The sequence below is a fragment of the Nonomuraea sp. LPB2021202275-12-8 genome, from assembly GCF_037044575.1.
GTDB lineage: Bacteria > Actinomycetota > Actinomycetes > Streptosporangiales > Streptosporangiaceae > Nonomuraea.
Map to the genome: position 1 here is coordinate 262,227 of NZ_JBAHWD010000006.1, position 20,644 is coordinate 282,870.

19 protein-coding genes are annotated in these 20,644 nt (G+C 69.4%); 8 read left to right on the forward strand and 11 right to left on the reverse strand.

Annotation, left to right across the window (positions count from 1 at the left end):
• Window positions 1-49: 49 nt before the first annotated feature.
• The 3 genes from V5E28_RS14420 to V5E28_RS14430 are packed head-to-tail and all read right to left on the reverse strand — an operon-like array spanning window position 50 to window position 3,134.
• Window positions 50-883, reverse strand: coding sequence for a carbohydrate ABC transporter permease (locus tag V5E28_RS14420; protein ID WP_336207359.1), 834 nt, complete (start codon window positions 881-883; stop codon window positions 50-52).
• A complete protein-coding gene (locus V5E28_RS14425) occupies window positions 880-1,803 on the reverse strand; it encodes a carbohydrate ABC transporter permease (protein WP_336207360.1) in 924 nt (307 codons plus the stop codon). The genes V5E28_RS14420 and V5E28_RS14425 overlap by 4 nt, the downstream gene beginning before the upstream one ends.
• Entirely contained in the window at window positions 1,803-3,134 is a 1,332-nt protein-coding gene (locus V5E28_RS14430; protein ID WP_336207361.1) for an extracellular solute-binding protein, read from the reverse strand. Before V5E28_RS14430 ends, V5E28_RS14425 begins: the two co-directional genes overlap by 1 nt.
• 339 nt (window positions 3,135-3,473) lie before the next feature.
• Here V5E28_RS14430 and arfA point away from each other — a divergent pair, with 339 nt between their 5' ends.
• Window positions 3,474-4,964, forward strand: a complete 1,491-nt coding sequence (arfA, locus tag V5E28_RS14435) for an arabinosylfuranosidase ArfA (RefSeq protein ID WP_336207362.1) — start codon at window positions 3,474-3,476, stop codon at window positions 4,962-4,964.
• Here the strand turns inward: arfA and V5E28_RS14440 are convergent.
• A complete protein-coding gene (locus tag V5E28_RS14440; RefSeq protein WP_336207363.1) occupies window positions 4,948-6,018 on the reverse strand; it encodes a LacI family DNA-binding transcriptional regulator in 1,071 nt (356 codons plus the stop codon). The two genes, arfA and V5E28_RS14440, sit on opposite strands and share 17 nt — an antisense overlap.
• Before the next feature lie 204 nt (window positions 6,019-6,222).
• Between V5E28_RS14440 and V5E28_RS14445 the strand changes: the two genes are divergently transcribed.
• The 3 genes from V5E28_RS14445 to V5E28_RS14455 are packed head-to-tail and all read left to right on the forward strand — an operon-like array spanning window position 6,223 to window position 8,401.
• The gene (locus tag V5E28_RS14445; protein WP_336207364.1) at window positions 6,223-6,852 is read left to right on the forward strand and encodes a TetR/AcrR family transcriptional regulator; all 630 of its coding nucleotides are present in this window, start codon (window positions 6,223-6,225) and stop codon (window positions 6,850-6,852) included.
• Window positions 6,849-6,986, forward strand: a complete 138-nt coding sequence (locus V5E28_RS14450; RefSeq protein ID WP_336207365.1) for a hypothetical protein — start codon at window positions 6,849-6,851, stop codon at window positions 6,984-6,986. The genes V5E28_RS14445 and V5E28_RS14450 overlap by 4 nt, the downstream gene beginning before the upstream one ends.
• Window positions 6,983-8,401, forward strand: a complete 1,419-nt coding sequence (locus V5E28_RS14455) for a pyridoxal phosphate-dependent decarboxylase family protein (protein WP_336207366.1) — start codon at window positions 6,983-6,985, stop codon at window positions 8,399-8,401. The genes V5E28_RS14450 and V5E28_RS14455 overlap by 4 nt, the downstream gene beginning before the upstream one ends.
• 93 nt (window positions 8,402-8,494) lie before the next feature.
• On the opposite strand, the gene V5E28_RS14460 is transcribed toward V5E28_RS14455, so the two are convergent.
• The gene (locus V5E28_RS14460; protein WP_336207367.1) at window positions 8,495-8,617 is read right to left on the reverse strand and encodes a hypothetical protein; all 123 of its coding nucleotides are present in this window, start codon (window positions 8,615-8,617) and stop codon (window positions 8,495-8,497) included.
• 129 nt (window positions 8,618-8,746) lie between these two features.
• On the opposite strand from V5E28_RS14460, the gene V5E28_RS14465 reads away from it, so the two are divergent.
• A complete protein-coding gene (locus tag V5E28_RS14465) occupies window positions 8,747-9,217 on the forward strand; it encodes a hypothetical protein (protein ID WP_336207368.1) in 471 nt (156 codons plus the stop codon).
• 468 nt (window positions 9,218-9,685) lie between these two features.
• Window positions 9,686-9,823 (forward strand): hypothetical protein, encoded by a 138-nt coding sequence (locus tag V5E28_RS14470; protein WP_336207369.1) that lies wholly within the window; start codon window positions 9,686-9,688, stop codon window positions 9,821-9,823.
• Between the two features lie 346 nt (window positions 9,824-10,169).
• Here V5E28_RS14470 and V5E28_RS14475 read toward each other — a convergent pair whose 3' ends face one another.
• The 6 genes from V5E28_RS14475 to V5E28_RS14500 form a co-directional block, all read right to left on the reverse strand.
• Window positions 10,170-12,581: a glycoside hydrolase family 2 protein gene (locus tag V5E28_RS14475; protein ID WP_336207370.1), complete on the reverse strand. Its 2,412-nt coding sequence runs from the start codon at window positions 12,579-12,581 to the stop codon at window positions 10,170-10,172.
• 10 nt (window positions 12,582-12,591) lie between these two features.
• On the reverse strand, window positions 12,592-13,467 hold the full coding sequence (locus V5E28_RS14480) for an ABC transporter ATP-binding protein (RefSeq protein WP_336207371.1): 876 nt from the start codon (window positions 13,465-13,467) through the stop codon (window positions 12,592-12,594).
• Entirely contained in the window at window positions 13,467-14,408 is a 942-nt protein-coding gene (locus V5E28_RS14485) for an ABC transporter ATP-binding protein (protein ID WP_336207372.1), read from the reverse strand. The genes V5E28_RS14480 and V5E28_RS14485 overlap by 1 nt, the downstream gene beginning before the upstream one ends.
• Window positions 14,405-15,289, reverse strand: a complete 885-nt coding sequence (locus V5E28_RS14490) for an ABC transporter permease (protein WP_336207373.1) — start codon at window positions 15,287-15,289, stop codon at window positions 14,405-14,407. Before V5E28_RS14490 ends, V5E28_RS14485 begins: the two co-directional genes overlap by 4 nt.
• Window positions 15,286-16,281 carry an ABC transporter permease gene (locus V5E28_RS14495; protein ID WP_336207374.1) on the reverse strand — a complete coding sequence of 332 codons (996 nt, stop codon included), beginning with the start codon at window positions 16,279-16,281 and terminating at the stop codon, window positions 15,286-15,288. Before V5E28_RS14495 ends, V5E28_RS14490 begins: the two co-directional genes overlap by 4 nt.
• Before the next feature lie 62 nt (window positions 16,282-16,343).
• Complete coding sequence (locus tag V5E28_RS14500) at window positions 16,344-18,101, reverse strand: ABC transporter substrate-binding protein (protein WP_336207375.1); 1,758 nt, start codon at window positions 18,099-18,101, stop codon at window positions 16,344-16,346.
• Between the two features lie 320 nt (window positions 18,102-18,421).
• On the opposite strand from V5E28_RS14500, the gene V5E28_RS14505 reads away from it, so the two are divergent.
• Window positions 18,422-19,450 carry a LacI family DNA-binding transcriptional regulator gene (locus V5E28_RS14505; RefSeq protein WP_336207376.1) on the forward strand — a complete coding sequence of 343 codons (1,029 nt, stop codon included), beginning with the start codon at window positions 18,422-18,424 and terminating at the stop codon, window positions 19,448-19,450.
• Window positions 19,451-19,634: 184 nt separating this feature from the next.
• Window positions 19,635-20,642: a LacI family DNA-binding transcriptional regulator gene (locus V5E28_RS14510; RefSeq protein WP_336207377.1), complete on the forward strand. Its 1,008-nt coding sequence runs from the start codon at window positions 19,635-19,637 to the stop codon at window positions 20,640-20,642.
• Window positions 20,643-20,644: the final 2 nt, after the last annotated feature.

Genomic DNA, 20,644 nt, shown 5'->3' on the forward strand with positions numbered 1-20,644 from the left:
TTGACGTGACAACTTCGTCACGGCAGGACACCCATCCGCTCCACTGGACTTACTGGCCGGCGAGGCCCGTGTGTGCGACGCCGCGGATGATCTGACGCTGGAAGAGCACGAACACCACCAGCAGCGGCAGCCCCGCGAGCATGACCGAGGCCATGATCTGGGCGTACCGCAGGCCGAACGTGCCCTGCACCACGTTGGCCAGGCCCACCGGGAGCGTCATCGTGTTGGGATCGGTGGACACCAGGAACGGCCACAGGAAGTTGTTCCAGGTGTTGATGAAGGTGAAGATCGACACCGCGGCCAGCACCGGCCGCGACAGCGGCAGCACGATGGTGAAGAACACCCGCCAGCGGCCCGCCCCGTCCACGAAGGCCGCCTGCTCCAGCTCCGGCGGCACGTCCTGGAAGAACTTGTACAGGATGTAGACGATCAGCGGCGCGGCCACCTGCGGCAGGATGATCGCCCACCAGGTGTCGACCAGCCCGAGCGAGACCATCTCGGCGAACAGCGGAGCGATCAGCACCTGCGGTGGCACCATGATGCCGGCCAGGATCAGGCCGAGCAGCACCCGCTGACCTCTGAACTGGGTGCGCGCGAACCCGTACGCCGCCATCGCCGACAGCAGCACGGTCAGGAAGGTGACGATGACGGAGGTGACCGCCGAGTTGATCGCCCACCTGACGATGCCGCCGGTGCCCAGCACCAGCGCGTACGCGTCGAAGGTGATCTCGCTGCCGAACCACTGCAGCGGGATGATGGTGGTCTCGTCCTCCGGCTTCAGCGAGGTCGCCAGGCCCCACAGGATGGGGGCCAGCCACAGGACGGCCAGCACGAGCGCGACCACCAGCAGGATGAGCTGGCCGGGGCTGAACCGCTTGGTCATGACGAGGCCTCCTCGCGCTTGCGGAACAGCCGGAGCTGCGCCAGGGAAACGACAACGATCAGGACGAAGAGGATGTAGGAGACGGCGGACGCGTAGCCGATGCGGTAGCCGGTGAAGCCCATGTCGTAGGCGTATTCGATGATCGGCCGGGTGGAGTCCTCCGGCCCGCCGCCCGTCATCAGATAGATCTGGTCGAAGACCTTGAGCGAGGCCAGCAACTGCAGCACGACGATGAGCGCGGTCGTACGGCTGAGCATGGGCAGCGTGATGGAGCGGAGCTTGTCCCAGGCCGACGCCCCGTCGATCGCGGCGGCCTCGTACAAGTGCTGCGGGATCGACTGCAGCGCGGCCAGGTAGAGCAGGAAGTTGAAGCCGACCGTCCACCAGACCGTGGTGAGCACCACCGACCACATGGCCCAGCCGGGATCGCCCAGCCACAGGATGTCGGTGCCCAGGGTGCCATTCAGCAGGCCGTACTCCGGCGGGTAGATCATCTGCAGCCACAGGATCGACACCACGGCCGACGGCAGCAGGAACGGCCCGAAGAACGACAGCCGCCACAGCCACTGCACGAACCGCAGATTGTGCACCAGCAGCGCCATCAGCAGGCCGAGGAGCACCAGCGGGATCGTGCTCAGCACGGTGAAGACGAGCGTGTTCCACAGGGAGCGCCACATCCGGGGGTCGCCGAACGCCTCGGCGTAGTTGCCGAACCCGACGAGGTTGTCGTTCCCGCCCGCGATGTTGACGCTGGAGAAGCTCATCCGCAGGCCGAGCAGCGTCGGCCAGACCAGGAAGGCCACGTACAGCAGTAGGAAGGGGGCGACGAACAGCAGCCCGTGCTGGGTCCAGCTCCGGTGGACCTTGGCCTTGGCGAGGGGGGCGCTGCTCGTGGTGGGCGCGGCGACGGTGGTCGTCATCATCGCTCCTCAGCGGGGAAGGGGTTCGGGGCGGCCATCAGCCTGGTCAGCGCGGCCTTGGCGTTGGCCAGCCCCTCTTCGGGGGAGCGCTCGCCGCTGATGACCGGGGAGAACGCCTCGCCGAACTCGATCCAGAGGCGGGAAGCCGAGCCGGCGTACCAGACCTGCGGGTCGAGGGCGACATCGGTGATGACCGAGCGGTACTCCGACTGCGGCTGCAGCGAGAGGTAGTCGGGCTCCTCCAGTGCGGGCAGGTAGGCGGGCACGTGCCCGGCCACGGCCCAGTCGGCACTGTTCTTGACCAGGGAGGCGATGAACCGGTAGGTCGCCCGCTCCACCTCCGGGTCGCGGTCGCGCTGGTGCGGCAGGACGAACACGTGACAGTCGGCCTGGGCGGCGCCGCTGCCGAAGACGCTGGGGAATCGCGTCATGCTGAAGGGCGTCTTGCGCTCCTTGAGGCCGGTGGTCTCCCAGTCGCCGTTCCACAGGAAGGCCACGTGGCTGTTGGTGAACTTGGCGACCGAGGCCCCGTAGTCGGTCGTCGGGTCGCAGAGCCCTTCCTCGCCGAGCTGCCGCATGAAGCGCAGCGCCTGGAGCGCCTTGGTGTCGTCGATGGTGATCTGCCTGCCGTCGTCCGACAGCAGGGTGCCGCCGCTCTGTGGGTAGAGCGACCACCAGACGCGCCAGGGCCCGACCGTGCCGAGGCCGAGCGCGTCGAAGGCCAGCGGCGGCCGGCCGCCGAGCGCCTCCTTGGCCTTGCGCAGTGCGGCGAGCAGCTCGTCCGGCCCGTTGGTCGGCTGCAGCTTGCCGTCGGAGCCGAGCAGGCCGGCCTTCTGGCAGATGTCGGTGTTGTAGTACTGCACCATGGGGTGGGCGTCGAACGGCACCGCGTACAGGGTGCCGTTGTAGTGCGCGCGCTCCCAGATGGGCGGGCTGAAGTCGGCCGCGTTGAGGCCGTTCTCGGCGAGCAGGTCCACGTTGATCGGGTCGAGGATCCGGCCGGCGCCGATGCCCGCCAGGCGGGCCAGGTGGAAGGTGGCCAGGTCGGGCGATCGGCCGCCCGCTCCGGCCATGGCGATCTTCGTGTAGAAGGGCTCACCCCAGGCGAGCACGTTCTCCTCGACGAAGATGTCGGCGTTCTCCTTGGCGAAGGCGCCGACCATCTGGTTCATGATGATGCCGTCGCTGGCGCCGAGGAAGTGCCAGTACTTGACGCGTGTCTGGGACGAGCCCAGCCCGACGGGGATCGCGCAGCCCGCGGCGGCGGCGCCGAGGAGGGCGAGGCCGCCGCCGAGCAGATGCCGGCGGGCGATGGCGGGGGGACCTTGCACAGTGGCCTCTTCCTTCACCGAGCTGACGCTTGGCCATGTTCTCGCTAACAATGAGGAATTCGGACAGCCTGGCTGACGGGGGTGGGATGCGCTCTCCGGCGATGCACGCCGATGAGCGGGTGGGCAGGCCGTTCGGATCGCGAGGGCCGCCGCGCCGACCCCATGTTTCGTTGGGGTTACCCGAGTGTTAGCGGTAACAAGCGCGCTGTCAAGGTTTTGCCGGGCAAGCGCTTACCGCCCGACGCCAGCCCGCCGTCGAGGTTCGCGCCACCCTTGACCCATACCGCTGATAACGCTAACAATTTGGGCACCCGATCCGCGCATCAAGGAGCCGCCACCGTGCACACGGCACACCTCACGATCGATCCCGCGTTCCGGGTGGCACCGGTGCGGCGCCGCACCTTCGGCAGCTTCGTCGAGCACCTGGGCCGATGCGTCTACACGGGGATCTACGAGCCCGGCCATCCCGCGGCCGACGAGGACGGCTTCCGCCGCGACGTCATCGACCTCACCCGCGAACTCGGCGTCTCCACCATCCGGTACCCGGGCGGCAACTTCGTCTCCGGCTACCGCTGGGAGGACGGCATCGGGCCCAAGCAGGACCGCCCGCGCCGGCTCGACCTGGCCTGGCACAGCACCGAGACCAACGAGGTCGGCGTCGACGAGTTCGTGCGCTGGTGCCGCAAGGCCGGCGTGGAGCCGATGATGGCCGTCAACCTCGGCACCCGCGGCATCGCCGAAGCCCTCGACCTGCTCGAATACTGCAACCACCCGTCCGGCACCACCCTGTCCGACCTGCGCGTCGCGGGCGGCGCCAAGGAGCCGCACGACATCAGGATGTGGTGTCTCGGCAACGAGATGGACGGCCCCTGGCAGACCGGGCACAAGACCGCCCACGAGTACGGCAGGCTCGCCGCGGAGACCGCCCGCGCCATGCGCATGGTCGACCCCGGCCTGGAGCTCGTCGCCTGCGGCAGCTCCGGCTCCTCGATGCCGACCTTCGGCGCCTGGGAGGCGACCGTGCTGGAGGAGACCTACGACGTCGTCGACTACGTCTCCTGCCACGCCTACTACGAGGAGAAGGACGGCGACCTCGGCAGCTTCCTGGCCTGCTCCACCGACATGGAGTACTTCATCTCCTCGGTCGTCGCCACCACCGACCACGTGGGCGCCCGGCTCAAGTCACGCAAGCGGATCAACATCTCCTTCGACGAGTGGAACGTCTGGTATCTGTCGCGCTTTCAGGCAGCCGAGACACCCCACGGCTGGCCGGTGGCGCCGCCGCTGCTGGAGGACCACTATCACCTGGCCGACGCGGTGGCCTTCGGCGGCCTGCTGATCACCCTGCTGCGCAACAGCGACCGGGTGACGGCCGCCTCGCTCGCCCAGCTCGTCAACGTCATCGCGCCGATCATGACCGAGCCCGGCGGCCGGGCCTGGCGGCAGACCACCTTCCACCCGTTCGCCCAGGCGTCCCGGTACGCCACCGGCGACGTGCTGCGCGTCGAGCCGGTCTCACCGCTCTACGAGACGGCCGAGTACGGCGAGGTGCCGCTGCTGGACGCGGTGGCGACCCGCTCCGACGAGGGGGTCACCCTGTTCGCGGTCAACCGGTCGACGGACACGCCGCTCTCCCTGGAGATCGACGCCCGCGCCCTCGGCGCGGCCCGCATCGTGTCGGCCACCACGCTCACCGACCCGGACGTCTACGCGCGCAACACCGCGGACGACCCCGACCGGATCGCTCCCCGCCCCAATGAGGACATCGAGCACGACCCGATGCGGGTGCGACTGCCCCCGGTGTCCTGGAACGTCATCCGCCTGGCCTGACGTCCCGCGTCCCGCCCTGTCCGGGCCTCGGGGCGGGACCGGTGCTCTCCCTGACGACGAGCTCGGGCTCCACCAGCCGCCGGTCGCTCTGCGCGGTGCCCGCCATCCGCTCCAGCAGGAGGTGGAAGGCGTGCCTGCCGACCTCCCCGAACTCCTGCCGCACGGTGGTCAGCGGAGGCGAGAAGTAGGCGGCCTCCGGCACGTCGTCGAAGCCGACGACGCTCACCTCCTCCGGCACCCGCCGGCCCGCCTCGCGCAGCGCCCGCAGCATGCCGAGGGCCATCTGGTCGTTGCCCACGAAGACGGCCGTGACCGACGGGTCCGCCGCGAGGCGCCTGCCGAGCTCGTAGCCGGAACGCGGGCTCCAGTCGCCCCGCAGCGGCTCGTGCACCTGCCGCCCCTCGGCCTCCAGGACTCCTCGCCAACCGTCGATCCGGTAGTTGGCGTCCAGCCAGTCGACCGGCCCGCCCAGATGCCAGACGGTCTCGTGCCCGAGGCTGAGCAGGTGCCGGGTCGCGCGGGCGGCGCCGGCCCGCTGGTCGACGGTGACCACGGGGACCGGGATGTCCTCGCCGGCGTCGACAGCCACCACGGGCAGGTCGGGCGGCAGGTGACGGAGCCCGTCGGCCGCCGACTCGTGCGGCGCGAGGATGACCACGCCGTCGACCGACTGGGCGCGCAGCCGGCGCACGGCCTCCAGGATGGAGCGGCGGCTGAGCATGCCCAGGCTGGCGATGCTCACGCTGTAGCCGCTCAGCCTGGCCGTCTGCTCGATGCAGTAAAGGGTGGAGGCGGGACCGTACAGGGTGGTGTCGATGCTGACCACGCCTAACACGCCGGAGCGGCCCGTGACGAGCTGGCGCGCTGCCAGGTTGGGCCAGTAGTCCAGCTCGCGCACCGCGGCGAGCACGCGGGCGCGTGTTTCCGCGCGCACCCGGTCGGGGGCGTTGAGCACCCGGGAGACCGTCATCGCCGAGACCCCGGCGAGCGCGGCGACGTCGCCGAGCACCGCGGGCCTGGTGCGCGGGCTGTGTTCGTCCGACCCCTCGGCCATGGCCGCTCACCCCCTTGCCGACAACGCTAACAGGCGTGAAACCGCGTGCGCGCACGGGATTCTCAGCGCAGACCCATGCTGTCGGCGAGCGAGTCCATCTCGACCTCCAGCAGCGTCGCGGGGTCGTCCTTTCACGACGGGCACCGAGCAGTTCCCTCCATCAAGCGATTGACCGAGGGTTTGCGCCGGGCTACGGTCTCGGGCATGACTCCCGCCGAGAGCGGACAGGCCGCCGCGATCCTCAAGGTCGCCACGCACCTGTTCGCGGCGCACGGCTATGACGGCACCTCCACCCGGCAGATCGCCGAGGCGGCGGGGCTCAACATCGCCACCGTCAACTACCACGTCGGCGGCAAGCGCGAGCTCTACCTGGCGGTGATGGAGAGCGCCCACCAGGCGGAGCGGGCCGCGCTGGAGACGGCGCTCGGCTGCCTGCCGGGCCGCGAGCCGGTCGCCGCCATCCACCAGCTGATCGACGCCTACCTCGACTTCTGCGTCGAGCGCCCCGAGGTGCCGGCGCTGTGGATGCATCGCTGGCTCTCCGACGCCGGCGACGTCAACGAGCTGGAACGGCGCTATGTGCGCCCGCTGGTCACCGCGGTGACCGCGGCGCTGCGCCCCTCGGCCGAGGCCGGAGTGATCGACCGGGGCATCGACCTGGAGTACGCCCTGTGGTCGGTCATCTGGTGCGTGCACGGCTTCGCCAAGGGCGGCGTGCTCGACGCCGACGGCCGGCGCCGGGCGGCGGGCGACCGGGCGGCGCTGGGCCGCTTCCGCGCCCACCTGCACCTGTCCCTGCACCGCACGCTGGGCCTGCCCGGTGACGCTCCATGACGACGGTGACGAGCCCCCGGCTCAGCGGGAAGCGGCTGCTCGGCTTCACCGCGCTGCCCGCCGCACTGATGCTGCTCAGCCTGCCGTTCATCGTCCGCAACGGCAGGCTCGCCCGACCTAAGGAGTACGCGTGAACCTGCCCGAGACCGGGAGGACGGCCGAGGACCTGCTGGCCGAGATGTCCAGGCTCAAGGAGCACGACCTGCCCGTGCGAGGCGGCAAGGTGACCTCCTACGTCTACGACACCGGGCGGCCCGGCGTGCACGAGGCGGCGGCCCGCGGCTACGCCGAGATGCTGGAGGTCAACAGCCTCGACCCGACCGCCTTCCCCAGCATCGTCGAGATGGAGAAGCAGGTCGTCGGGGCGGTCGCGGACCTGCTCGGCGGCGGCCACGGCATCTTCACCAGCGGCGGCACCGAATCGATCATGCTGGCGGTGAAGGCCGCCCGCGACGAGGCCGGCCTAGACCGGCCCAACCTGGTGCTGCCCGTCACCGCCCACCCCGCCTTCCACAAGGCGGCGCACTATCTGGGCGTCGAGGTCAGGCAGGTGCCGGTGGACCTGGACACCTACAAGGTGTCCGCCCGGGCGGTGGCCGAGGCGATCGACGCCCGCACGGTGCTGGTCGTGGTGTCGGCTCCGTCCTACCCGCAGGGCGCGATCGACCCGGTGGAGGAGGTCGCCGCCGTGGCGGCCGCGGCCGGCGTGCGGTGCCACGTGGACGCGTGCGTGGGCGGCTGGCTGCTGCCGTGGCTGCGCGAGGCGGGCGCGGACGTCCCGCCGTTCGACCTGTCCGTGCCGGGCGTCACCTCCCTGTCCTGCGACCTGCACAAGTTCGGGTACGCGCCCAAGGGGGCCTCGGTGGTGCTGTTCGCCGATCCGGCGACGCGGCGCAGGGCCTACTTCGCCTCGGCCGCCTGGCCCGGTTACACGATCATCAACGCCACCGTGCAGAGCTCCAGGTCGGCCGGCCCGCTGGGCGGCGCCTGGGCCACCCTGCAGTCCCTCGGCAGGCAGGGCTACCTGGAGCTGGGCCGGACCACGCTGGAGGCGGCGACCAGGCTGCGCAAGGGCATCGCCGCGATCGAGGGGCTGCGGGTGCTGGGCGAGCCGGAGTCCACGCTGATCGCCTTCGCCGGCGACGGGGTGGACGTGTTCACGCTGGCCGACGAGGCGCGGGCCCGCGGCTGGTTCCTGCAGCCGCAGCTCTCCTACGCGGGCATCCCGGCCAACCTGCACATCACGGTGACCGGGGTGACGCTCGCGGGGGTGGAGGCGATGCTGGAGGTGATCGCCGATTCCGCGGCGGCCGCCCGGCGGCGCGGCCCCGCCGAGCTGCCCGAGGGCCTGGTGGAGCTGATCGCCGGGCTGGACCTGGAGGCGCTGGACGACGCCACGTTCGCGGAGCTGGCCGCATCCGTCGGCGTGGACCTGCGGCCCGACGCGGGCCAGCCCGCGATGGCAGTGGTCAACACCGTCCTGGACGCACTCCCCGCCCCGGTGCGGGAGGCGATCCTGGTGCGCTTCCTGTCGGTGATCTACAGCTGATCGAATACCACCGGCCTGGACTGGGTCGGTAACCAGAGTTACTACCTCGTGGCGGCCCTTGCTGGTGCTCGTGGGCACCAGCAGGGCGGGGGCTCAGTCGCGTGGCTCGTTGACGCAGCGCAGCACCGGAAAGGTGGTCAGCGCCTCCGGGTCGAGGGGCTGGGCGGTGGTGACGTGGAAGGTCGCCTGCTCGCCCGGCGGCAGCGTGACCAGCATGGCGTCCACCGAGGCCGCCGGGTCCAGGCGGTCGGGGAACAGGGCCAGCTCGCCTCGCCGCCCAGACGCTGACGATCCGCTGGCCCTGGATATAGGCGTTCAGAACGCGTTCTGATATAGGCTCAGCACGTGAGCACAAGCCATGCCGACGCCGTGACCTTCTCAGAGCTGTCGAGAAATCCCCGATCGGTAGCCGAGCGCGCGGCACGCCTCGGACGCGTTCGCGTCACACATCGCGATGCTCCCGACTTCTACCTGACAGCAGCGGACCGTGAAGAGGAGCGCGAACAGACACTGGCCACCGCGTCCCGGCTGTTCCTCGCCCTGATCAAACATGACCCCACCGCGCGTGCGCTGGTCATCGCCATGCCGGAGGTCTTTCCCTGGGTTCGCCACCTGTCCTCGGACGAACTGCGGGCCTTCACTCTGGAACTGGTCGAAGCGCTCTCCGACGCGGCCGAGCTCGACGTCGATGCCACAACCCGAGAGGTCGTCGCGGGCTGGCGAGCCACCGCCAGAATCAAGGCCGACCCTGCACGTCACGCCGAGGCCCGCAAGCCCACCAGCGGCGACTTCGGCCCGGTACAGGTTTTCACATGAGTCCGAAACGGGGCGATCGCGTTACGGTACCGCCACCGGATGACGAGTGGGATCTCCGGTTCGGCACCGGCGACGCAGTCAAAGGCTGGGAAGAACTGTGCCGCCACGCCTTGGCCAATACGCGCCGATGCTTCGAGATACTGCGAGCCGATCCCCGATCACGCGCAAGTCACGACCGTCAGCATCGCCTGCGCGGTGATCTCGCGACCCATCGCCACAACGGCAAGGACTTGGAGCAGTGGGAGTTCGAGGTGACCAGCGGCGGGCGTGTGCGGTACGCCATCGATGACGCCGCTCGTACTGTCTGGGTGATATACGCATCGCCTCGACACCCCAAGGACACCGAATAGGCGCGGCCGAAACCTGGCGCACCATAAGTTCTTGGCGACGCGAGCGGCCCCGTAGCCGACGCGGGTCGCGTTCCGGGCACTGCGGAATCGCTTCACCCTTCGGTAGAGCCATTGGGCCTTGCCGGAGAGCAGCTTCTCCCACAAGTCCCCGGCCTCCCTGTACGAGGTCGGGCGGCTCTCCTCGACGATCACGGCGGTCGACGAGCGGTGGGTCCGGCGTATCCAGGCGAGCCCGGCCGCAGCGCAGAACTCGTAGACCCGCGCCCGGCACTCACAGGTGTGCCGCAGGACCCGGACCCGGCCGAAGCGAGGCAACGGATCACGCCAATCGATCGACTCAGCATCGGACCCACCATCAGCAGCATGAGGACCGTGAAAATCAGAAGTCACGTCAGAACCTCTTCCGCGTCCTCGAACTCAGGCATCGGGAGCACGCCCAGCGTGGAAACCTCGGCCCAGACCAGGTTCCGCCGCTGCGGCACGGACCGGGTCCCCCAGCTGATCGCGGTCTGCTCAACCAGCCACAGGCCACGACCCCCGCACTCCTCGTCACCGGACGCACACAGCCGAAGAAAAGATCGGAGAACTCCTGTGATCGTCGGTCACGATGCGTGTTCGCGCGGCTCGTTGACGCAGCGCAGCACCGGATAGGAGGTCAGCGCCTGCGGATCGAGGCTCTGGCCGGAGGCGACGTGGAAGGCCGCCTCCTCACCCGGCAGCAGGGTCACCAGCATCGCGTCCACCGAGGCCGCCGGGTCCAGGCGGTCCGGGAAGAGGGCGAGCTCCCGCAGCAGCGTACGGGCCGTCACGGTGACCCGGTAGCCGCCCTCGACCGGCTCGACGCGGGCGTCGTAGTCGGCGGGGGCGAAGGACACGGCCGGGTCCTCGGCGAAGAAGGACACCACGCGCTCGTCCCCGAGCTGGACGGTGAGCAGCTCACCGGCCGGGTCGTCGGGGGCGGCGACGGATCCGGGCAGCGCCACCCGCACCACCGACCTGGGGGCGGCGAGCACGCCGACGACCTCCTTGGCCAGCGGCTCTCCGCCGAGGCTCTGCCGCACCAGCACCAGCTCGCCCCGCCACGGCTCGTCGCCGTCGTTGACCACGGCCACCTCGCCGCCCTGCACGGTGAGCAGCCGGTCGGCGTAGACGCGGCGCAGCGCGTACCACAGCGGTTTGCGCCTGCCGTCGCCGTCGACGGCAGCCCACGAGGTGACCGGCCAGCAGTCGTTGAGCTGCCAGACGATGGTCCCCATGCAGTACGGCGCGAGCGAGCGGAACCGCTCGATGCCGAAGGCCATGGCCCTGGCCTGGTTGAGCTGGGTCAGGTAGTGCCAGTCGTCGAACGTGGCCGGCTGCGGCAGGTGCTCGCCGAGCCCGCGCAGCAGCTTGCCGTTGCCGTCGTCGGCCTTCTGGTGGTGCAGCAGCAGCGGTGCGTCGGCGGCGAGCTCGCCGCTGATCGCGCGGCGCAGCGTGGCGTGGGCCGGCGGCCCCTGAAAGCCGAACTCGGCCACGAAGCGGGGGGTGTAGGCGGCGTAGCGGCCGTAGTCCTCGCGGTTCCACACGTCCCAGATGTGGATGGTGCCGCCGGCCGGATCCTGCGGCGCCTGACCTGGCGTGGCCGAGAACGGGCTGCCCGGGATGTACGGGCGGGTGGGATCGAGCTCGGCGACGATCGACGGCAGCAGGTCGTGGTAGAAGCCGCCGCCCCAGCTCCGGCCGCCGAGGCGCTCCTGCCAGCCCCAGTCGGCGTGCCCTTCGAGGTTCTCGTTGTTGCCGCACCACAGCACCAGGCTGGGATGGGGGGCGAGCCGGACCACGTTCTCGCGGGCCTCAGCGGCCACCTCGGAGCGCAGCGGCTCCTCCTCGGGGTAGCTCGCGCACGCGAACGGGAAATCCTGCCAGACCAGCAGGCCGAGCTCGTCGGCCAGGTCGTAGAAGTCCTCGCTCTCGTACATGCCGCCGCCCCAGACCCGCAGCAGGTTGACGCCGGCGCCGGTGGCCTGGGCGAACCGCTCGGCGAGCCGGTCGCGGGTGATCCTGGTGGGGAAGCAGTCGTCGGGGATCCAGTTGACGCCCCGGACGAACACCGGCATGCCGTTGACCGCCAGCCTGAACTCCTCGCGCTCCAGCTCAACCGAGCGGAAGCCGATCTTCCTGGCCCACCTCGCGTCGCCGAGCCGCACGGCGAGCTCGTAGCGGTGCTGCTCGCCGTACCCGCTAGGCCACCACAGCAGCGGGTCCGGGACGGAGAGCGACACGACCGCCTCGCGCTGCCCGGCGGCGAGATGCACCTCCGCCCGGACGCCCGCCACCTCGGCGGCCAGCGTGAGCGGCTCCTCCGTGGCGCGCTCCACCCGCACGCGCACGTCCACCCGGCCCAGCGTGCCGCCGTCGGTGACGCGGACGAGCGGGTGCACCTCGGCCAGGCGGGCGCCGCTCCAGCTCTCCAGCCCGATGGGCCGCCAGATGCCGGCGGTGACGAGCGCGGGCCCCCAGTCCCAGCCGAAGTTGCAGGCCATCTTGCGGATGAACGGGTACGGCGCCTCGTACGCCCCCGGCCGCTCGCCCAGCACCTTCCGCTGCTCCTCGGCGTAGCCGACGGCGGAGTCGAAGGTCACGGTGAGCGTGTTGTCCCCCTCGCGGAGCAGGTGGCGCACCGGGAGCCGGTAGGAGCGGTGCTGGTTGGCGGTGCGCGCGAGGCGCACGCCGTTCAGCGTGACCGTGGCGACCGTGTCGAGCCCCTCGCACACCAGGTCCGTCCGCTCGTGCTCGTCGGCCGACCAAGTGAAGGAGGTGGTGTAGCACCAGGCGGTGCGGCCGATCCAGCTCAGCCGGTTCTCGTTGTCGTCCAGGTAGGGGTCGTCGATGAGGCCCGCCGCCAGCAGGTCGGTGTGCACGCAGCCCGGCACTGTCGCGGCCACTGTCGCGGGCACGGTCGCCGGCGTGTCCCGGACGTCCCGCGAGACGGCCGACAGTGTCCAGCCGTCGTGCAACGGTCGGTACGAGCTCAAGTAGATCTCCTTAACAGTCACTCAGCCGGGCACAAGCCACGTGGTGCCCAGGTTCGGCCTCCAGCAGCCCGCCGGTGGCCCCGCGCTCGTGGTACAGGCAGGTCTCCACGGGCGCCGCGTCCTCCCAGGGGGCGTGCAGGCGGGGCACGGCCGACAGGAGTTGCCTGGTGTAGGGGTGCAGCGGGTCGTCGAACACCTTCGAGGTCAGTCCCATCTCGACCACCGCGCCGCGGCGCAGCACGACGGTGCGTTCGGCCAGGTAGTGCCCGAGCGACAGGTCGTGGGTGACGTACAGGACGCCGAGGCCGCGGGCCTTGAGCTCGGCCAGCAGGTTGAGCACGTCGATGCGGGTGGATGCGTCGAGCATGCTGGTGATCTCGTCGGCGATCAGCAGCTTGAGGTCGAGGAGCAGCGCCCTGGCGATGAGCAGCCGCTGGAGCTGGCCGCCGCTGAGCTGGTGCGGGAACTTGCCGAGCACCTCGGCCGGGTTGAGCCGGACGTCCCGGATGGCCGAGCGGACCCGCTCGGCCCACTCGGTGTCCGGCACCGACGGGTAGTAGCTCTCCTTGATCAGCTGGAACACCCTGTCGGCCTTGAAGATCGGGTTGTAGCAGCTGAACGGGTCCTGGAAGACGCCCTGGACCGCGCGGTAGTACTCCTTGCCCGCCTTGACGGCCACGCCGTCCACGGTGATCGAGCCGCTGGTGATCGGGGTCAGGCCGAGGATCATCTTGCCGATCGTGCTCTTGCCGCTGCCGCTCTCCCCGATCAGGGAGACGACCTCGCCCGGGCGCACGTCGAAGCTCACCGTGTCGACGGCGGTCATGGTCCGGCTGCCGAAGGTGCCGACCTTGTAGACCTTCGTGACATTGTCGACTTTCAGCATCAGGCCTTCCAGCACGCGACGTAGTGATTGGGCTCGATCTCGACCGCCGGCGGCTCCTCGCCGCACTCGTCGCCCGCCAGCGGGCAGCGGTCACGGAAGCGGCAACCCTTCGGGGGGTCGAGCAGCGACGGCGGGCTGCCGGGGATGCCGGACAGCTTGCGCTGCTCGTGGCGGACGCCGATCTCCGGCAGCGAGTTGATCAGAAGCCGGGTGTACGGGTGCCGCGGCGCCTTGATGAGCTTGTCCGCCGGCGCCTTCTCGGCGAGTTTGCCCGCGTACATGATCATGATCGTGTCGGCGAGGCGCGCGGTGAGCGCCAGGTCGTGGGTGATGAAGATCATGCTCTTGACGAAGCCGTTGTCGCGGAAGCCGAGCAGGGCCTTGGCGACCGCCTTCTGCGTGGAGACGTCCAGCGCGGAGGTCACCTCGTCGGCGATGAGCAGCGACGGATCCAGCAGCGTGGAGATGACCATCACCATGCGCTGCTTCATGCCGCCGGACAGCTCGATGGGGTAGCGGTTCAGCACCTCGCGCGGCAGCCCCACCAGGTCGATGCGGTTGTGCAGCTCCTTGGTGTCGACGGCCACCCCGCGCGACCTCAGCAGCTCGCCGATCATCTTGCCGATCCTGCGGGTCGGGTTCATCGCGCTCATCGAGTACTGGGGGATGAGCGAGATCTCGTGGAAGCGGAATTCGTTCATCGCCCGGTCGTCGCCGATGGGCAGCTCGCGACCGTCCAGCTCGACCGTGCCGCCGGCGTGGCGCATCCGCCCGTCCATCCGGATGAGGCTCTTGCCCAGCGTGGTCTTGCCGCAGCCCGACTCCCCCGCGAGGCCGAGGATCTCCCCGTCGTCCATGGCGAAGGACACCCCGTCCAGCGCCTTCACCTCACCCCTGAGAGTCCTGTAGTGCACCCTCAGCTCGCTGACCCGCAGACTCATGTTTCCCTCAGCTTCGGGTTGAAGACCTCGTCAAGGCCTACGTTCGCGACGTACAGGGCGCCCACGATCGCGGTGATGGCGGCGCCCGGAGGGATGAACCACCACCACATGCCGAGCTGGAGGGCACTCCATGCGGTGGCGTTCTGCAACATCAGCCCGAGCGAGATGCCTTCGGTGGGCCCGAGCCCGATGAAGTCGAGCGAGGAGGCGATCAGGATGGAGCCGCCGAACAGCAGGATGAAGGTCATGAACAGGTAGGAGCTCATGTTCGGCGCGATCTCACGCATGATGATCTTGCGCGTGTTCATGCCGCTGAGCCTGGCCAGGTCCACGAACTCCCTGCCGCGCAGCGAGAACGTCTGCGCCCGGATCGCCCGCGCCGCCCACGGCCAGGAGGTCAGGCCGATGAACAACGCCTGCACGCCGACGCTGCGGATGCCCAGGTAGGCGTTGATGATGAGCAGCACGGCCAGCGTCGGGATGACCAGCACGACGTTGGTGAACATGTTGAGGATCTCGTCCACCAGGCCGCCCCTGTAGCCGGCGACGAACCCGATCACCATCGCGATGACCGCCGCGATGCCGCCGCCCAGCGCGCCGGCCAGGAACGTGGTCCGCAGGCCGTACACGAACTGGGTGAAGACGTCCTGGCCGAAGGTCGTGGTGCCGAACCAGTGCTCGCCGGACGGCGGCAGCATGGTCCCGCCCACGTACTCGTTGGGCGTGTCGGCGCTCAGCACCACCGGCCCGAACACGCCGAGCAGCAGCAGGGACAGCACGACCGCGAATCCGATCAACAGTTTGGCGTTGCGCACCGCGAAGTACAGCGCCTCCCGGCGCACCACGCGCTCCTCGGTGGGGAGGGTCGTCGTCGTGGTCATGCCTGAGCACCCGCCATTCCCGCCCGCGTCCGGGGATCGATCATCACGTAGACGATGTCGATGATGAAGTTGGCCATCAGCACCCCGATCACGATGAACATGAACGTGCCCTGCAGCAGGAAGAAGTCCTGGTTCTGGATGGCCTTGAGGATCAGGCTGCCCAGCCCCGGATAGGAGAAGACGATCTCCGTGACCAGCGCGCCCGCCACCAGTACGCCGAGCTGCAGCGCCAGGCCGGTGACCTGCGGCAGGATCGCGTTCCTGTAGGCGTAGCGGCGGATCAGCCGCGACGGCGCGCCGAGCGCCGCCAGGTAGTTGGAGTAGTCCGACTCCAGCTCATAGATGATCATGTTGCGCATGCCGATCGCCCAGCCGCCGAGCGCGACCAGGAACAGCGACAGGAACGGCAGCGTCCAGTGGTGCAGCAGGTCGAGCAGGAAGTCGAAGGTCCAGCTCGGCTGCAGCGAGAAGCTGTAGCCGCCCGCCACCGGGAACCATCCGGCCACCACGCCCAGCCCCCAGGCCAGGATCACGGCCAGCCACATGTACGGCGTCGCGGTCAGGATGTAACCGACCGGCAGGACCGTGTTGTCGAGAAGCTTGCGCCGTGCCGCGAAGGCGCCGAACCGGTTGCCGACCCAGTAGCTCAGCAGCACCGCCGGGATCATCAGCGCCAGCGTGTACGGCACGGCGGCCAGGATGACGTCGGCCACCGGGGTCGGGAACAGCCAGATGCTGATGCCGAAGTCGCCCTGGAACAGCGCACCCCAGAAGTTGAGGTACTGCTGCCACATGGGCTGGTCGAAGCCGAACAGGTTGGTGTAGTAGGTCCGCATGGCCTCGACCGCGGCGGGCTGCGAGACGCGGGCCCTGGCCAGCATGCTCGCGACCGGGTCGCCGGGCATGAAGCGCGGGATCATCCAGTTGACCGTGACGGCGACCACGAAGGTCAGGCCGTAGATGAGCAGTTTCCTGCCGAAGTATTGGCGCACGTGAGGTCTCCCAAAGGACCCCCTCCGCCTTGAGGGCAGGCGGAGGGGGCACGGTCATCCGGTCAGCCGGCCGCGGGCTGGAGCTGGGTGAGCGTCTCGAACCCGCCCAGTTCGAGCCAGTTGCGCCACATGGCGGGGGCCGACTTGGGCGTTCCCTGCGCCGAGGAGGGCCAGTTCTTCCAGACGCTGGTGCTGGACTGGGCCCACAGGCCGTTGTACCAGAGCGGGATGATCGGCATCTCGTCCAGATGGATCTTCTGGAGCTGCGAGATGACCTCCTTCATGCCCGCCGCGTCGTCGGTCTTGACCTGGTCCAGTTTCTGGACCAGCTCCCAGGCCTCCTTGTTCTCGTAGCGGCCGAAGTTGACCGTGTTCTGCGTCTTCCGGACCGGCAGCTGGAAGATGTAGTCGTAGTAGGTCCAGGGGGTGTTGGAGAGCTGGCGCTCGTTGTTGACGAGCAGGTCGAACTTGCCCTCGCCGCGGTGCTGCACCAGCGCGTTGAAGTCCGGGAACTCCGGATTGACGTCGATGCCCGCGGCCTTGGCGCTGCTGGAGATGACCCGGGCCGCCTCCATCCAGTCCGTCCAGCCGGCCGGCACCTCGATGGTCAGGCTGATCTTGGAGCCGTCCTTGTTCTCCACCAGCCCGTCACCGTTGGTGTCCTTGTAACCCGCGTCGGCCAGCGCCTTCTTGGCCTTGGCCGTGTCGAAGGTGAAGCCGCTCTGGCCTACCACGGCCTGGTCGACGTACTGCTCCCACTGCGGCAGCAGGCCCGTCGGGCTGGAGGGCTTGACCAGGTTGCCGTAGACCCCTTCGACGATCTTCTTGACGTCGATGGAGGCCGCCAGCGCCTTGCGGAAGGCCGGGTCGTTCATCGGCTTCTTCGTGGTGTTGGGCACCAGCCAGGCCGTGTTGGCCGACAGCATGTACGGCGGCTCGTTGTAGAACGAGGTGATGCCGAAGTTGCCCTTGACCAGGTTGGCCACGCCGGGCAGGAAGTTGTTGCTCATGTCCATGCCCTTCTGCAGCAGCATGCCCATGGCCACCTCGTTGCTGGGGGTGGCGACGTCGACGATGTACCTGGGCTTGGGCTCCATGCCGAGCGCCGTCTTGCCCCACCAGTCGTCACGTTTGACCCAGACCACGCGGTCCTGGTCGTGGCTCTGGTACTTGTACGCGCCGCTGCCCACGGGGTTCTCGTTCACCCCGTTCAGCACGTCCTCCTCCGAGCGGCCGGTCCAGATGTGCTCCGGCACGATGACACGGCTGTAGAGGTTGAAGTCCCATTCCTGATAGTTGGCCTGGGAGAAGGTGAAGCGCACCGTCTTGTCGTCGACCGCCTCGACCGTCTTGAGCCAGTCCCAGATGTTGTGGAACGGGATCGTCTCCATCTTGCCGAGGCTGTAGGAGAAGGCGACGTCCTTGGCGGTCAGCGGCTTGCCGTCCGCCCAGGTGACGCCCGCGCGGATCTTGGCCTCGTACGTCGTGTCGTTCGTCCAGCTTCCGCTCTCGGCGATCCACGGGGTGAGCTTGGCGGCGGTGGGGTCGTAGTGGAAGAGCGTCTCGTAGACCAGGCCCTTGGTGCCGGTGGCGGAGTCCCACTCGCGGATCGGGTTGAAGTTGGCGGGAGGACCCCACTGGGTGCCCGTGGTGTAGAGCGTCTCGTTGCGTGGCAGCGCGCCGGCGTTGCCCTGGGGGGCGGGTGCGCTGCCGGCCTGGGAGTTCTGGGGAGCCGGTGGTGTTGAGCCGCCGCCTGTACAGGCGGCTGCGGCAAGGCCCGCCGCGAGTAGCGGTATCAGGATCCGCGCCCGGGTCTGCATGTGTGTTTCTCCTTCCCCCACCGAAGCGGAGGTCGACCATGTGACAACCCCGAAGTCGGCGGCCCGGGACTTACGCCGCCGTAGTGCCCGGCCGGCCTCCCTGGTCAGGCGGCCTGCGAGCGCGTGGGAGCGCTCTCAAAAGCCGTCGGGCCAGAACAGGACTGAACCGGATAAGTACCGCGAACGTAAATTCGCCATGACAACGGCGTCAAGGGTCGTGATGCGTTTGAGATGTACCATCCCGGCTGGTGTGGAGCACTCCCGCCAGGAGTAAGGTGCCACTACAGAGGTGACTAACCGGTTCACAAACAGGGGGCTCGGTGAAGCGACCAACGATCGCCGACATCGCGCGGCAGGCGGGGGTCTCCAAGGTGGCCGTCTCCTACGCGCTCAACGACCGCCCCGGAGTGTCACCCGCCAAACGCGCCGCCATCAAGGCCATAGCCGAGGAGATCGGCTGGCGCCCCAACAGCGCCGCCCGCGCGCTCAACGGCGCCCAGGCGCGCACCGTCGGGCTCACCCTGAGCAGACCCGCTCGGATACTCGGCGTCGAGCCCTTCTTCATGGAGCTGATCAGCGGCATCGAGAGCGAGCTGTCCGGACGCTCCTACGCGCTGATGCTCCAGGTCGTGACCAGCCCGGAGCAGGAGATGGAGGTCTACCGCCGCTGGTGGGGCGAGGGCCGCGTCGACGGCGCCATCCTCGTCGACCTGCGCTTCGCCGACCCCCGCGTCACCGCGCTCAAGGAGCTCGGCCTGCCGGCCGTCGTCATCGGCCACCCCTCCGAAGCCGGCTCCCTCACTCCCGTCTGGTCCGACGACGCCGTCGCCATCCGCGAGACGGTCGAATACCTCAACGCCCTCGGCCACCGCCGGATCGCCCGCGTCGCCGGCCTGCCCGAGCTCGTCCACACCGTCCTGCGCGACCAGGCGTTCGCCGCGACCTGCGCGGAACTGGGCCTCGAGTGGCACACCACCGTGCACACCGACTACACCGGCGAGGAGGGCGCCCGCGCCACCCGCCGCCTGGTCAGCTCCCCCACCCGGCCGACGGCCATCGTGTACGACAACGACATCATGGCCGTGGCCGGGATGTCGGCAGCCCTGGAGATGCGGCTGGACGTGCCCGGCGACCTGTCCATCGTGGCCTGGGACGACTCACCGCTGTCCCAGGTGGTGCGGCCGGCGCTCAGCGCTCTCACCAGGGACATCCCCGCGTACGGCGCGCATGCGGCGAGGGCGTTGCTGTCGCTGATCGCCGGGGAGGAGGTGGCCGGGATCGAGGACCAGGCCGCCCGGCTCGTACCCCGGGGCAGCACGGCCCCGCCCCCACCCGCCCGTCCACACTGAGGCTCACCTTCGGCACTGGCCCTGACGGCCACCGCGCTCTTGCGTAACGGGCGATGATTGTTAAACGATTGCACACCATGGCGACCTCCCGCTCAGCGAGACCATCCCGGCACGGGCCGCCCCCGCTTAGGGGGCGCATAAAAACCTACTATACATACAGGTATTACTATGTTATTCGTATAACATGAGACCTACCGCCAAGCAGGTGGCCGAGCTCGCCGGGGTCTCGGTCGCCACCGTGTCCTACGTGCTCAGCGGCCGGGATCGCAGGGTCGCCGCCGGGACCCGGCAGCGCGTGATCGACGCCGCGAGCCGGCTCGGCTATACGCCCAACCAGGCCGCCAGGAGCCTGCGTCGGCGTCGTACTCAGCGGGTGTGCCTGGTGCAGGGGTCGTTCGGCGGGGTGCCGACCGACGAGCGGCTGGCCCGCGACCTGCACGAGATGGCCGACGGACACGGCTACTCCGTCGTCACACTGGCCGTCTATTCGGAGGCCCGGGCGATGGCGGCGGTGGACGTGCTGCGCGGTGGGATCGCCGACGGCGTGCTGGTGAACGTCGGCGGCGAGCACCTCACCGAAGAGCTGCTCGGCTCGATCGTCGCGACCCGGATGCCGACCGTGGTGATCCGCAACGAGAGCGTGCCTCCCGGCTGCGACGTGGTGCGCGCCCCGGAAACGGGGGCCTGCGTGGAGGCGGTCGAGCACCTGATCGGCCAGGGCCGGCGGCGCATCGCGTTCCTGTCCGAGCGTTACGAGCTCTACCTCGGCCGGCCCACCGGCAGGCTGCTCGGTTACACCACCGCCCTGGACAGGCACGGCGTCGACCCCGACCGCCGCCTGATCGTGGCCGGGGCCGACGACCGCGTCAGCGCCTACCAGGCGGTGACCGACCTCCTGCGCACCCCCGAGCCGCCCGACGCGATCTTCGCCGCCACCGACCGGGCGGCGATCAGCGCCATCTGGGCGATCAGGGACGCCGGCCTGCGGGTGCCGGAGGACGTCGCCGTGGTCGGCGTCGGCAACATCGACGAGGGACTCATCACCAACCCCCAGCTCAGCACCGTCGGCCCGATCCGGCACGACTACACCGACGTCGTGCGCCTGCTCTTCGACCGCCTCCAGGCCGAGGAGCCACTGCCCGCCCGCGAGATCGTCCGCGCCTGGGCGTTCGTTCGTAGAGGCTCTTCCTAGAA